The sequence below is a fragment of the Serratia sp. CY47280 genome, from assembly GCF_052168655.1.
Lineage (GTDB): Bacteria > Pseudomonadota > Gammaproteobacteria > Enterobacterales > Enterobacteriaceae > Serratia > Serratia bockelmannii.
Window position 1 is genome coordinate 743,427 of the sequence record NZ_JBJNMG010000001.1, and the last position, 13,054, is coordinate 756,480.

The 13,054-nt window shown below is 61.7% G+C and carries 15 protein-coding genes; 12 read left to right on the forward strand and 3 right to left on the reverse strand.

All coding sequences use genetic code 11. The annotated features are described in order from the left end of the window. The first annotated feature begins 1 nt into the window (after position 1). From ACJ8J4_RS03540 to ACJ8J4_RS03555, 4 genes are all read left to right on the forward strand, one after another. Entirely contained in the window at positions 2-493 is a 492-nt protein-coding gene (locus tag ACJ8J4_RS03540; protein ID WP_089195917.1) for an L-2-amino-thiazoline-4-carboxylic acid hydrolase, read from the forward strand. Beyond that, positions 490-1,716 (forward strand): Zn-dependent hydrolase, encoded by a 1,227-nt coding sequence (locus ACJ8J4_RS03545; RefSeq protein WP_049207507.1) that lies wholly within the window; start codon positions 490-492, stop codon positions 1,714-1,716. Before ACJ8J4_RS03540 ends, ACJ8J4_RS03545 begins: the two co-directional genes overlap by 4 nt. Positions 1,717-1,799: 83 nt before the next feature. Continuing rightward, a complete protein-coding gene (locus tag ACJ8J4_RS03550) occupies positions 1,800-2,147 on the forward strand; it encodes an ArsR/SmtB family transcription factor (protein ID WP_004938187.1) in 348 nt (115 codons plus the stop codon). A 3-nt stretch (positions 2,148-2,150) separates the two neighbouring features. Continuing rightward, entirely contained in the window at positions 2,151-2,684 is a 534-nt protein-coding gene (locus tag ACJ8J4_RS03555; RefSeq protein ID WP_025302939.1) for an SRPBCC family protein, read from the forward strand. Here ACJ8J4_RS03555 and ACJ8J4_RS03560 read toward each other — a convergent pair whose 3' ends face one another. After that, positions 2,685-3,713: a transporter gene (locus ACJ8J4_RS03560; RefSeq protein WP_049207503.1), complete on the reverse strand. Its 1,029-nt coding sequence runs from the start codon at positions 3,711-3,713 to the stop codon at positions 2,685-2,687. It lies immediately after the preceding gene. A gap of 186 nt (positions 3,714-3,899) precedes the next feature. On the opposite strand from ACJ8J4_RS03560, the gene ACJ8J4_RS03565 reads away from it, so the two are divergent. The 5 genes from ACJ8J4_RS03565 to ACJ8J4_RS03585 all read left to right on the forward strand — a co-directional run bounded on the left by ACJ8J4_RS03565 (position 3,900) and on the right by ACJ8J4_RS03585 (position 9,052). Continuing rightward, positions 3,900-5,510 carry an inorganic phosphate transporter gene (locus ACJ8J4_RS03565; protein WP_442515986.1) on the forward strand — a complete coding sequence of 537 codons (1,611 nt, stop codon included), beginning with the start codon at positions 3,900-3,902 and terminating at the stop codon, positions 5,508-5,510. Between the two features lie 26 nt (positions 5,511-5,536). Then, on the forward strand, positions 5,537-6,451 hold the full coding sequence (gene ppk2 / locus ACJ8J4_RS03570; RefSeq protein WP_025302942.1) for a polyphosphate kinase 2: 915 nt from the start codon (positions 5,537-5,539) through the stop codon (positions 6,449-6,451). A gap of 120 nt (positions 6,452-6,571) precedes the next feature. After that, positions 6,572-6,997 carry a nucleoside triphosphatase NudI gene (nudI, locus tag ACJ8J4_RS03575; RefSeq protein WP_049207497.1) on the forward strand — a complete coding sequence of 142 codons (426 nt, stop codon included), beginning with the start codon at positions 6,572-6,574 and terminating at the stop codon, positions 6,995-6,997. Positions 6,998-7,090: 93 nt separating this feature from the next. Then, the gene (gene pbpG / locus ACJ8J4_RS03580; RefSeq protein WP_261464120.1) at positions 7,091-7,927 is read left to right on the forward strand and encodes a D-alanyl-D-alanine endopeptidase; all 837 of its coding nucleotides are present in this window, start codon (positions 7,091-7,093) and stop codon (positions 7,925-7,927) included. 138 nt (positions 7,928-8,065) lie between these two features. Further along, positions 8,066-9,052 (forward strand): MsnO8 family LLM class oxidoreductase, encoded by a 987-nt coding sequence (locus tag ACJ8J4_RS03585; protein WP_442515987.1) that lies wholly within the window; start codon positions 8,066-8,068, stop codon positions 9,050-9,052. Here the strand turns inward: ACJ8J4_RS03585 and ACJ8J4_RS03590 are convergent. Continuing rightward, complete coding sequence (locus tag ACJ8J4_RS03590; protein ID WP_049205632.1) at positions 9,049-10,353, reverse strand: aminotransferase class I/II-fold pyridoxal phosphate-dependent enzyme; 1,305 nt, start codon at positions 10,351-10,353, stop codon at positions 9,049-9,051. The genes ACJ8J4_RS03585 and ACJ8J4_RS03590 overlap by 4 nt on opposite strands. A 66-nt stretch (positions 10,354-10,419) precedes the next feature. Here ACJ8J4_RS03590 and ACJ8J4_RS03595 point away from each other — a divergent pair, with 66 nt between their 5' ends. The 3 genes from ACJ8J4_RS03595 to pdxY are packed head-to-tail and all read left to right on the forward strand — an operon-like array spanning position 10,420 to position 12,233. Further along, positions 10,420-10,674 (forward strand): hypothetical protein, encoded by a 255-nt coding sequence (locus ACJ8J4_RS03595; protein ID WP_025302947.1) that lies wholly within the window; start codon positions 10,420-10,422, stop codon positions 10,672-10,674. Further along, positions 10,671-11,387 carry a glutamine amidotransferase gene (locus ACJ8J4_RS03600; protein WP_442515988.1) on the forward strand — a complete coding sequence of 239 codons (717 nt, stop codon included), beginning with the start codon at positions 10,671-10,673 and terminating at the stop codon, positions 11,385-11,387. Before ACJ8J4_RS03595 ends, ACJ8J4_RS03600 begins: the two co-directional genes overlap by 4 nt. 3 nt (positions 11,388-11,390) lie before the next feature. Beyond that, positions 11,391-12,233, forward strand: a complete 843-nt coding sequence (gene pdxY / locus ACJ8J4_RS03605) for a pyridoxal kinase (RefSeq protein WP_025302949.1) — start codon at positions 11,391-11,393, stop codon at positions 12,231-12,233. Positions 12,234-12,276: 43 nt separating this feature from the next. Here the strand turns inward: pdxY and ACJ8J4_RS03610 are convergent, their stop codons facing one another. Beyond that, positions 12,277-12,990, reverse strand: coding sequence for a flagellar brake protein (locus ACJ8J4_RS03610; protein WP_025302950.1), 714 nt, complete (start codon positions 12,988-12,990; stop codon positions 12,277-12,279). Positions 12,991-13,054 lie beyond the last annotated feature (64 nt).

The following is a 13,054-nucleotide window of genomic DNA, read 5'->3' on the forward strand; positions in this document are numbered from 1 at the left end:
GATGAGCTGTGCAAAAAACGAATTGGGCATTTTGGCCCGCAGAAAGATTGAGGCGGAAATCATCAAGCCGATCTACCAGATTCTGGTGCGTGAAATCGGCAAGACGCGTGCTCAGGCAGTGATCGGCGAAGCCATCGAGAATGCCGCCATCGAGGCGGGCAAACAGTTCGCCGCCCAGGAACCGAACGGCGCGGATCTGCGCAGCTTCGCCGCCTTGCAGTACCTGTGGGAAAAAGACGATGCGCTGCGCGTCGAGGTGATCAACCAGGATGCGCAGCACTTCGACTATAACGTCACCCGCTGCCGCTACGCCGAGATGTATCACGAGATGGGGCTGGGGGAGATCGGCCACCTGCTCTCCTGCGCCCGCGACAGCCAGTTCATCGTCGGCTATGCCCCAGAGGTTGACCTGCAGCGCAGCCAAACCATCATGTCCGGCGCCCCCTGCTGCGATTTTCGCTACACCGCCAAAACGTCGGGAGAAGAACAATGACGTATCGGGTCAACGGCGAGCGCCTGTGGCAAAGCCTGCACGCGATGGCGCAGTTCGGCGCCATCGCCGATAACGGCGTCACCCGGCTGGCGCTGAGTGAAGAAGATCGCCAAGCGCGCGAGCAGCTGCGCGCCTGGGCGCTGGAGGCAGGTTGTAACGTGCGCGTCGATCGGATGGGCAACATGTTCCTGCGCCGTGAAGGCGCGCGCCCCGAATTGCCGCCGGTCGTCACCGGTTCTCACGGCGACTCGCAGCCCCGCGGCGGCCGTTTCGACGGCATCTACGGCGTGCTGGCCGGATTGGAGGTTATTCGTACCCTTAACGATCGGCAGATCGTCACCGAACGCCCGATTGAAGTGATCAACTGGACTAACGAAGAAGGCGCACGCTTTGCGCCGGCGATGATCGCCTCCGGGGTGTTCGCCGGGGTATTCGACCTGGAATACGGCCTGACGCGCCGCGACGAGCACGGCGTCAGCCTTGGCGACGCACTGGAACGCATTGGTTACGCCGGCGAGCACCCGGTGGGCGGCACGCCGATCCACGCCGCCTTCGAACTGCACATCGAACAGGGGCCGATTCTGGAAGCGGAACATCTCGACATCGGCGTGGTGACCGCCGCACAAGGGCAGCGCTGGTATGAGCTGGAGGTCGTCGGCTTCAGCGCCCATGCCGGCACCACGCCAATGGATCGGCGCCGCGATGCCCTGCTGGGCTTTACGGCGCTGGTCACGGCGGTCAACCGCATCGGTTGGGATTTTGCGCCCGATGCGCGCGCCACGGTGGGCATGGCGCAAATTACCCCCAATTCACGCAACGTGGTGCCGGGACGCGTCTTTTTCAGCGTCGAATTCCGCCATCCGCAGGAGTCTACCCTGGAGCAGATGGAGCAGCGTCTGCTGACGGCGGTGAACGCCGTCAACGGCGGTGGTCTGACCGCCCGCGCCGACCGCATCTTCCAGTATCCCCCTATCGCTTTTGATCGGGGCTGCATCGACAGCGTACGCCACGCCGCGCAAGCATTGGGCTATCGCCATCGCGACATGATTTCCGGCGCCGGCCACGATGCCTGTTACCTTAACCGCGTCGCCCCGACCGCCATGATTTTCATTCCCTGCGTGGACGGCATCAGCCACAACGAGCGGGAAGATATCACCCCCGCCTGGGCAGCCGCAGGCGCCGACGTGTTGCTCAACGCCCTGCTGGCGCACACGTACGCCTGATCCTCGCCCCGGTTTCTCGCCGGGGCAAAAAAATATTCAACAAAACGGTTGAATATTAGCCCACCTGTTCTATATTCAACCATATGGTTGAATTATCTTCCTCACAGCTGGACGCCATTTTTCATGCGCTGGCCGACCCGACCCGCCGTTCGATGTTACGCGCGCTGGCCGGCGGTGAGCGCAGCATCGGCGAACTGGCCGCGCCGTTGCAGATGTCGTTCGCCGGCGCCTCCAAGCACGTGAAAGCACTGGAACATGCGGGCCTGGTGCAACGCACCGTGCAAGGAAGAAACCATATCTGCCGGCTCGAACCCGAGCCTATGGCGCAGGCCATGCACTGGCTGCAAACCTATGAACATTTCTGGACTGAACGGCTGGATGCGCTCGAACAGGCGCTGCTACAGCCCGAACAGCTTCCTCCCAAGGAGTGAACCATGAATGATTACGGCATGATTATCGAACCCGGCACGCTGCGCATCCAGCGGCTGCTGCCCGGGCCCATCGAGCGGGTGTGGGCTTACCTGACCGAATCCGACAAGCGCGCCACCTGGCTGGCGTCCGGCGCCATGAAGTTGGAAAACGGCGCACCGCTGGAGCTGGAGTTTCGCAACTCCGATCTGGCCGGCGAGCACGAGCAACCGCCGGCCAAGTACAAACAGCACGGCGGCTGTGTCAGCAACCGCGGCCACATCACCTGCCTGTTCCCGCCGCGCCTGCTGAGCTTTACCTGGGCCGAACAGGATCAGGGGCGCCCTTCCGAAGTGACCTTCGAACTGACGGAGCAGGGAAACGCGGTGCTGCTGACGGTCACCCACCGGCGCTTGGCCAACCGCGACGAGATGCTCAGCGTCGCCGGCGGCTGGCACACTCATCTGGATATCCTGCTGGATCGCCTGCACGACCGGGCGCCGCAGCCGTTCTGGAGCACCCATGCCCGGCTGGAAGAAGAGTACCGCGCCCGCCTGTAATTACGTCTCGTCCCTGCGCCTGAACGCCAAATAACCGGCGATCAGCGTAAAACTGCCGACCAGCAACACCAGCAGGATAAAACCGTGGTGATTGCTGGCCAGCGGGATCCCCCCCACGTTCATGCCGAAGAAACCGGCGACGATATTGATCGGCAATGCCAGCACGGTGATCACCGTCAGCGTATAGAGCGTGCGGTTATTCTGCTCCATCAGCTTGGCGCTCAGCTCCTCCTGCAGCAGCCGAATGCGTTCGGTCAAACTGGCCAGATCGTTCAACACCACGGTGAACTCTTCGGTAAACTGCCGCAGATCCTGCACCACCTCACGGCTCAGCCAGCTCGGCGGCCGGTTCAACAGGCGAAACAGCGCGGCCGGCTCAGGCGCCAACAGGCGCTGAAAGCGCAATAGCATGCGGCGCATGCGCCCCAGCTCGGCGCGGTTGCGTTTAACGCGGCTCGTCAGCAGACGATCCTCGATGGCATCGACATACTGGTTGGCCTGCCGCACCACCTGCTCCAGCACGTCCTCCTGCTCTTCCAGCAGGTGCGCCAGCAGCTCGGTAGACGACGCCAGCTGCAGCGCCGTCAGGCGGCCGAGCAGCCGTTCAATCAGTCGCACCGGTTTGTGACGCACGGTGACCACCAGCCCACGGCAGCAATAGAGCCACAGCGTCGCCGTTTCCGGGTTACTGTCCTCGGGGTGGAAAATCACGTCGTTGAGCACCGCGAACAGATCGTCGCCCTGGCGCTCGATGCGCGTGGTGTGGGAGCCGTGGCGGATCTCGTGAAAGAAAAAATCGGAAATGGCGAAATGGTTTTTCAACCACTTCTCCGCCGCCGCGTGGTTGAGATTGAGGTGCAGCCAGACAAAACCGTCGCCGGGCGGCAACGCTTGGTAGGCCTGACAAACCTGCTGCGAGTTCAGGCGCGCCGGCGCCTCACCGGAGCGGAACACATGGCCGTAGATCAGCCCGGTCACCTCATCATCAAAATCCAGCTTGTGCATCTTTTCCGCTAACCGTTGCACCATAACGCCATATCCTGCCTGTTGCCGTTAACCCAAGACCTTCCCCGCTGTTATAACAATCTTTATTTATCGGCGTTAATGATTTTCGCCGTTCCCGATGATTAATATTTTCGTCATAAAAAGGCCACATTCATTCAGAATACTTTTCAGGCGACAGCTACCGCATTCAATCCTTTCAGGAAGGTCATTATGAGCGATAACAGCGCCGTTCAAACGGGTGTGCCGGCCGCATCCAGCCTGCCCAAGCTGCATCAAAAGAACAGTCGACTCACTGTTCTTTTTTTTGTTTTCTTATTAATTCTGGGGATCGCGTTTGCCGGGGTGAACTTATTTAACGACGTCAGCGATGCCGGCGCCGTCTATACCAGTTACATTCCGTTTTTATTATTGGGGCTGGCGCTGCTGATCGCGCTGGGCTTTGAATTCGTCAACGGCTTCCACGATACCGCCAATGCGGTCGCGACGGTGATTTACACCCACTCGCTGTCGCCGATGGTCGCCGTGGTGTGGTCCGGTTTCTTCAACTTTCTCGGCGTGTTGCTCTCCAGCGGCGTGGTGGCCTTCGGCATCATTTCACTGCTGCCGGTCGAGCTGATCCTGCAAGCCGGCACCGGCAACGGTTTCGCCATGGTGTACGCCCTGCTGTTCTCCGCCATCATCTGGAACCTCGGCACCTGGTGGCTCGGGCTGCCCGCCTCGTCGTCGCATACGCTCATCGGCTCGATTATCGGCGTCGGCGTGGCCAATGCCCTGATCCACGGCCGCACCGGCACCAGCGGCGTGGACTGGGGCCAGGCGATCAAGGTGGGCTATGCGCTGCTGCTGTCGCCGGTGATCGGCTTCGTGTTCGCCGGCCTGCTGCTGCTGGCGCTAAAGCTGTTCGTCAAGAACCGCCAGTTGTACAGCGCGCCTAAAGGCAATACCCCGCCGCCGCTGTGGATCCGCGGGCTGCTGATCCTCACCTGCACCGGCGTTTCCTTTGCCCACGGCTCCAACGACGGGCAGAAAGGCATGGGCCTTATCATGCTGATCCTGGTGGGCACCATGCCGATCGCCTACGCCCTGAACCGTTCGATGCCGCCGGAGCAGATCCCCCGGGTGGCGGCGCTGGCGGAGGTGACCAAAAACGAGCTGCTGCGCCAGTTCCCGGCCGGCGGCGAAACCCCGCCGCGTGAGGTGTTGACCGGCTATGTGCGCACCAGCGAACTGACGCCGGAAGTCGTACCGGCGCTGGCGCAGCTGGCCGGCGCGATCGGCGATCAAATCCGTCAGTACGGCTCGGTCGACAAGATCCCGGCGCAGGCGGTGTCGAACACCCGCAACAACATGTACCTGGCGTCCGAGACCATCAAGCACCTCAAAGCAGAGCGTCAGCTGCAGATCAATCCCGATGCGCAGCGCAACCTCGACGCGCTGAAGGGTGAACTCGATAACGCCACCCGCTTCATTCCCTTCTGGGTGAAAGTGGTGGTGGCGATTGCACTGGGGCTCGGCACCATGGTCGGCTGGCGCCGTATCGTGGTGACGGTGGGCGAAAAGATCGGTAAATCGCACCTGACCTACGCCCAGGGCGCCAGCGCCGAACTGGTGGCGATGACCACCATCGGCGCGGCCGACGCCTTCGGTTTGCCGGTTTCGACCACGCACGTACTCTCGTCCGGCATCGCCGGCACCATGGCCGCCAACCGCTCCGGACTGCAGATGGCCACCCTGCGTAATCTACTGATGGCCTGGGTGCTGACGCTGCCGGCCTCGGTGCTGCTGTCGGCGGTGCTGTACTGGATCTTCAACCATTTCTAACACCGGGCTGATACGGAGAAAATCTGATGACCATGCATGAATTCAACCGCGATGACGGTTTCAACCAGCGCCTGCTGCAAGAATTTTACGACAGCTACGATGAAGAGCTGGAAATGGAGCTGGACGACCTGCGCTTCGACGCGGCAGAAGTCGACAGCGACGCGAAAAAAGCCTGGCGCAAACAATACTTCCGCGAACTGCTGCGCCTGCAGGGCGAACTGGTGAAGCTGCAGGATTGGGTGATGCGCACCGGCCACCGGCTGGTGATCATCTTCGAAGGCCGCGACGCCGCCGGCAAGGGTGGCGTGATCAAACGCATCACCCAGCGCCTCAACCCGCGCACTTGCCGCGTGGCGGCGCTGCCGGCGCCAAACGATCGCGAACGCACCCAGTGGTATTTTCAGCGTTACATCGCGCATCTGCCCGCCGCCGGCGAAATGGTGCTGTTCGACCGCAGCTGGTATAACCGCGCCGGCGTGGAACGCGTGATGGGCTTTTGCAACGACGAAGAGTATGAGGAGTTTTTCCGCAGCGTGCCGGAATTCGAAAAAATGCTGACGCGCAGCGGCATCCAAATCGTCAAATATTGGTTTTCGATCACCGATGACGAGCAGGAGCTGCGGTTCCTCAGCCGCATTCACGATCCGCTCAAACAGTGGAAGCTCAGCCCGATGGATCTGGAAAGCCGCCGCCGCTGGGAAGACTACACCGAAGCCAAAGAGATCATGTTAGCGCGCACTAACATTGCCGAGGCACCCTGGTGGGTAGTTCAGGGCGTCGACAAGAAAAAGGCCCGCTTGAACTGCATCACTCACCTGCTGCAGCAGGTGCCTTATGAGGAGGCCGAAGGCAACGTCATCACGCTGCCGCAGCGCAAACGCAGCCCGGAATACCACCGTAGCCCGGTGCCGGACAACATGGTGGTGCCGGAAATCTACTGACCTTAGCGCAGAGAAGCGGTTGCCGCTTCTCTGTACGAAGACAACGCTTTGATTTCTCTCACGCTACTGTGCCGAACCCCATGTTAAAGTGGTTGTTTTCCATTTTGACAGGAGTCTTCCATGCGCCAACGCATCATTGTTTGCCCGCTGATTGAAAACGATAACGCCTTCCTGCTGTGCAAAATGGCGGCGCACAAAGGCGTGTTTCCCGGCCAGTGGGCGCTGTCCGGCGGCGGCGTCGAGCCGGGTGAACGAATAGAACAGGCGCTGCGGCGCGAAGTGCGCGAAGAGCTGGGCGCCGCGCTGATCCTCGACAACATCACGCCCTGGACCTTCCGCGACGACGTGCGCATGAAAACCTACGCCGACGGCCGCCAGGAGCAAATCTACATGATTTACCTGATTTTCGACTGCCATGCCGCCAACCGCGACGTAACGATCAACGACGAGTTCGACGACTACGCCTGGGTGCCGCGCGAGCGCCTGGGGGACTACGATTTGAACGAGGCTACGCGCTTCACGCTGCAGCAAAAGGGATTGTTGTAACAGTTTGAGCGATTATCGCCCTATTTCCTTCACATTTGCCGGGCAGACTCTTTTGATATTTTTTAATCACTTAGGGTCACTATTTCCGCCGTTATGCTTTTATCTCACGCTTTTCTCCGTCTGCCTGTCCGGCGCTTCGGCGCCGCCCTTCTGTTCAGCCTGCTGTTCGTTTTGGCGCCCGTGTATGCCGCTGCGCCACCGCTGGTGCTGAATGCCAAATCGGTGCTGGTCGTCAATCAACGCACCGGAAAGACCCTCTATCAGAAGCAGCCGAACCGCGTACTGCCGATCGCCTCGCTCACCAAGCTGATGACCGCCATGGTCGCCCTGGACAGCAAACGTCCGATGGGCAGCAAGCTCAAAGTCACCGCCGCCGATCGCGATCTGCTGAAGAAAACCCATTCGCGGCTGACCATCGGCTCGGTGCTCAGCCGCCGCGACATGCTGCACATCGCCCTGATGTCTTCGGAGAACCGCGCTGCCGCGGCGCTGAGCCGCAGCTATCCCGGCGGGCGCAAGGCCTTCGTGGCGAAAATGAATCAGAAAGCGCGCGCCATCGGCATGAAACGCGCCCGCTTCTACGATCCGACCGGGCTGACGCCGCGCAACGTGGCGAGCGCCAACGATCTGCTGAAGATGGTCAATCACGCCTATCGCTATCAGTCGATCCGCCGCTTCAGCACCGACAAGCAGCAGATCGTACGCCCCGGCCGCGGCCAACTGGTCTACCGCAGCTCCAATGGCTTAATCAATAACCCGGCCTGGAAGATCCTGCTGCAGAAAACCGGCTTTACCGACGAGGCCGGTCACTGCCTGGTGATGCGCACCACCATCAAAGGCCAACCGGTGGTGATGATCCTGCTCGGCGCGCAGCCGCGCTACGGCCACTACCGTGACGCCATTCGCCTGAAGGCCTGGCTCGAGGGGTAACACCGTGGCGCTTTACCGTCCCACGCATATCCAAATCCGTTTTGGATCAATGGAATATCCTATCGCCAATCAGTATTAAGCCTCACGCCGCCCGCATGGTATTTGTCAGGCATATCTGATGATCAAAGGAGCGGGAAAATGGCTTATGCCTTGAGCATATTGGAAAAAAGTCCGATCGCCGACGGGGAAAGCGCCGCGCAGGCGTTGGCGCGCACGCTGCATCTGGCGCAACAGGCGGAACGCTGGGGCTATCGGCGTTTCTGGCTGGCGGAACACCACAACACGCCGCAGCTCGCCTGCCCGTCGCCGGAAATACTGATCGGCTACCTGCTCGGCCAGACGTCGCGCATTCGCATCGGCTCTGGCGGCGTGATGCTGCAACACTACAGCGCCTACAAGGTAGCCGAAAACTTTAACCTGCTGGCGGCGCTGGCGCCGGGGCGCGTCGATCTCGGGGTAGGCAAAGCGCCCGGCGGGCTGCCGCTCGCCACCCAGGCGCTGCAGGCCGCCCATGACCGACAAAACAAACCGGCATTCCCGCAGCAGCTGTCGCAGCTGACCGCCTACCTGAACGACGACGCCGAACCGGGCCTGAGCGCCACACCGCTGCCGCCGCACGCCGCCCAGCGCTTTCTGCTCGGCGCCAGTAAAGAGAGCGCGACGCTGGCGGCCGAATCCGGCTGGGCCTTCGTGTTTGCCGCGCATCTGAACGGCAATCCGCAAGATATCCGCGAGGCGCTGGCGCACTACACCGCACTGAGCGGCGGCCGCAAGGCGCTGCTGGCGGTGGCGGCGATCGTGGCGCAGAGCCCGGAGCAGGCCGCGACGCTGGCGGCGGATATTCAGCAATACCGCGTGCACGTCGCCGGTGAGCAGAGCGTGACCGTCGGTAGCCTGGCGCAGGCAGAGAGTTTCGTGCAGCAGGCCGTCGCCACCGACTACCGCATCGAGCCGCGGGAAAGCCATATCCTGCTTGGTACCGCGCCGCAGGTACATCAGCAACTGGCGCAGCTGCAGCAGCGGTACGACGTGGACGAGTTCATCATCGACACGCCGATCGGCGAACCGAGTGCCCGGCTCACTTCGCTACAGCTGCTGGCGGAGGAGAGCCTGACGCCGGCCTAGTTGATCGCCGCGCTGGCCCGCATGGCGTCGGTCAGATCCTGCGCCAGCGGCGCCAACTGCGCCGGCGTGACGTTAGCCAGGCTGACGCGGAGCGCCGGGCCGCCCTTCAGGCGGAAAGGTTCACCGCCCTGCACCAACCACCCCCGCTGCGCCATCAGCTGCGCGGCGGCGGTTTCTGATCTCACCGGCAACCACAGATGCAGCCCTTCACCCGCCGCCAGCGCCGTGTGATTCAACGTATTGAGCCGCTGTACCAGTTCATCCCTTCTGGCCTGATACGCCTGTTGAGCCCGCTGCAGTTGCCCTTCCTGCAACGCCTGTCCCCACAGTCTGGCGGCAATCTGCTGCAAAATATGGCTGACCCAGCGTTCGCTGATGTACTGATCGGCGCGCATCGCCTGCAGCAACGTCGGGTCGCCGCAGGCCAGCGCGATACGCAGATCCGGGCTGAGAAACTTGCTCAGCGACAGCACGTACAGGCCGCGATCGCCGTCGAACGGCAGATGCAGCGGCTGCTGCGACAGCGGCCCCCAGAAATCGTCGACGATCGCCAGACACTGCGGGTTGTCGTGCAGAAAACGCCGCCACTGCTGCGCGCGTTGCGCAGAGAGCGAGGCGCCGGTCGGATTGTGGGCGCGCGGCGTCAGGATCACCGCAGCGGCCGCCCCGCTTTCCGGCAACCGACAGCCCTGTTCATCTACCGCCAGCGGCAGCGGCCGCAGGCGCAGGTGGCGCAACAGCGTCAATAGCGGCGGCCAGCAGGGATCTTCCACCCACACCGCCGCGCCCGGCTGCACATGGCAGCGCAGCGCCTTTTCCATCGCATCCAGCGCGCCGGAGAACACCGCCGGCTCCCCCAGCGCGACGCCCTGGCGGCCGAGCCACTCGCGACCCAGACCGGTCAATATCGGCAGATCACCGCTGATGTCATAGCCGTTTTGCTGCGGGAACACCTCCGCCGTGCCAAGCGCCAGCACCGGCAACAATGCGGCATCCAGGTTACCGCTGGCCAGATCGCACATCCCTGCAGGCACCTGACGCGGCACATAGGCCGCACTCACCGCCGCCAGCGGCGGCTCCAGCACCACCGTTCCGGCCCGCCCGCGCGTCGCCACCAGACCGGCGTCGCGCAATCGGGCGTAAGCGCTGGCGACGGTATTCGGATTGACCTCCAGCTCCGCCGCCAGTTGGCGTACCGGCGGCAACAGCTCACCTGGCCGCAGCGCGCCGTCTTTGATGCGTGCGGCGATCTGCTCGGCAATCTGGACAGCGCCGCCGCCTTTTGCATACAATGAATTCATACATAAATCCTTTTGTACTAGTTCAAAATAGATTACCCGTTTCCGCGGCCAAAAGTAAGGGGTTCCATGGATAAACATTACGTGCTCGACATTCAGTATGCAGGAAAAGCCTTTGCCCGCCTGCAGATGTTCACTCCCTGGGCAGCCGATCAGCTGGAACAGGCGTGCGCGCTGTTCCCGGCCGCTCAGGGTTATCAGGTGCAGCTCAGCCAGGTCAGCGAACGTCGCATCGTCTACCAGAGCGGTGCGCAAGGCATCACTGTGCTGGGCGAGTCGCTGGCGCTGACCCCTTTCACTCACGCTAGCGAGGTTGAACAATGAAAAAAGCCGTCGCCATTCGACACGTCAATTTTGAAAACCTGGGTATCCTCGGTTCTCTGCTCTCGCTGCGCGGCTATCAGATCGACTATTACGATGCCGGCCGCGATGATATTCGTGCTATCAATAATGAAGAGACCGATCTGTTGGTAGTGCTCGGCGGGCCGATCAGCGCCGCCCAACACTTTTCCGGTGAGCAGCGCTATGATTTTCTCGACCATGAATTAGCGCTGGTCAAACAGCGCCTGGCGCAGCGGCGACCGACCCTCGGGGTTTGTCTCGGCGCGCAGGTGATCGCCCAGGCACTGGGCGCCGACGTGATCTCGCTCGGCGTCAAAGAGATCGGCTTCGCCCCGCTGAGCACGCTCGCGGCGGAAGACGACTCGGTGCTGGCCCCGCTGGCCGATACGCCGGTGCTGCATTGGCACGGCGATATGTTCATGATCCCGGACGGTGCCCGCTGCCTGGCCGGCACGGCGATTTGCCCACATCAGGCTTTCGACTATCAGGGGTTCGCGTTCGGCCTGCAGTTCCATCTGGAGGCGGATCATCGCGATATCGAACGCTGGCTGATTGGCCATGCCTGCGAGCTGGAACTGGCCGGCGTTGCGCCCCAGAGCCTGCGCGAACAGGCGGCGCGCCACGGCGCACAGCTGGAACAACGCGCGCGGCAGGTGTTCGCACGCTGGCTGGATAATAACGAACCAAGGATGTAACTCATGCAACAGTCTTCACCCTTGCGGTCACCGTCCATCGACGTGATCAGCATTCAATCTCAGGTAGTCTACGGCAGCGTCGGTAACGGCATCGCCTACCGCGCACTGCTGAAAAAGGGGCTGGAAGCGCTGCAGGTGCCGAGCGTGCTGTTCGGCTGCCCGCCCTATTACGGCAAGCCGCACGGCGGCGTCATTTCCGGCGAGTGGTTCGGCGGCTTTCTCGACGATCTGATTGCCCGCGGCGTGATGAAGCGCACCCGGGCGGTGATTGTCGGCTACCTGGGCGATGTGATGCAGTGCCATATTCTGGCCAACTGGCTGCAGCGGGTGCGCTCGCTCAATCCTCAGATAAAAATCTATATCGATCCGGTGATGGGCGATTACGGTGAAGGGATCTACGTGGATGAGCGCATCGTCAACTGCTATCGATCGCCGTTCCTGCGGCTGGCCAACGGCCTGACGCCGAACGGTTTTGAACTGGAACAGCTGTGCGGCCGACAACTGAGCAGCCGGGAGCAGACGCAGCACGCCGCGCAGGCGCTGTTGAACGACACCACCGAATGGGTGCTGGTCACCAGCGCACCGGGCGTCGCGCAGCACGAAGACGAGGTGGGATTGATGCTGGTCACCCGGCAGGAAACACAGTGCTTTACCCATCCGAAGGTTAAATCGGCGGTCAAAGGCACCGGCGATCTGTTCGCCGCATTGCTGGTCAGCCATCTGCTGCACGGCGCTGCGCTCGACGCGGCCGTGGTCGCCGCCGGGGGTGAAGTGTGCGACGTGCTGGCCGAAGCGGCACATTTCGGTTGGGAAGAAATCGGCAGCCTGCGGGCGTTAAAGCCGTAAGGCCGGTGGAGAGTCAGGGGCAGCGTGCCGCCCCTGATCACTATCAGCGTTTTTTCTTTTTGTTGAAATCCAGCTCGAAGGCGAACACGGCGCTCTGAATTTTGCGCTCCATCGCCAACCCCAGCTTGAGGAAACGGCATGACAGGCGCGAGAAGTGCACCACCTGATCGTTATCGTCGGTTTCCTGATCGTCGTTGACCACCACCAGCTCCATGTTGACCTTGAAGCTGCCGTAGCTGCCCAGATCCAACTCCGCTTTCTTGAACTGCAGGCCCGGCTGGAAGAAATCCGGTAGCGGCCCGTCGAAGCGCAAACCGACGCCGCCGGCAGACAGATCGTGGATCCGCAGCTCATAAGGCGTGCCGTCCGGGTATTCGCCGGTACAGAAGAATTGGCGCCAGTGTGGCGTGGTGATGCGGAACTGACGGCGGCGCTGGATGTAGACCAACTCCTGCGGCAGCCGGGTCGAGCAGGCCTGGACGCCTTGATGTTCGGTCAGTTCCGCCTGGCCGACGGAAAACTCGATTTTGGCGTCGTTGCTTTCAATCACGATGGTGCAGGCGCCGTCGATGGCATTTTCCGCTTCCTCACCGCTAAACACGATATTGTCCGGCCCGACGCTCAATAACAGACTTTGAAACCGGTGCTGCTGATTTTCTACGCGCAGCGGCGTGCGTTGTTTGCAAATTTCACGCAGAATCGCCAGAACTTCAAAACGCTCCCGTTTGATAAACAGTCCGTTATCGCTGTGCTCCACACGTCTCTCCTGACTTTTTTTCTAATGACGTATTACGTATTCCTTACGGTTATCATCTCTGGGA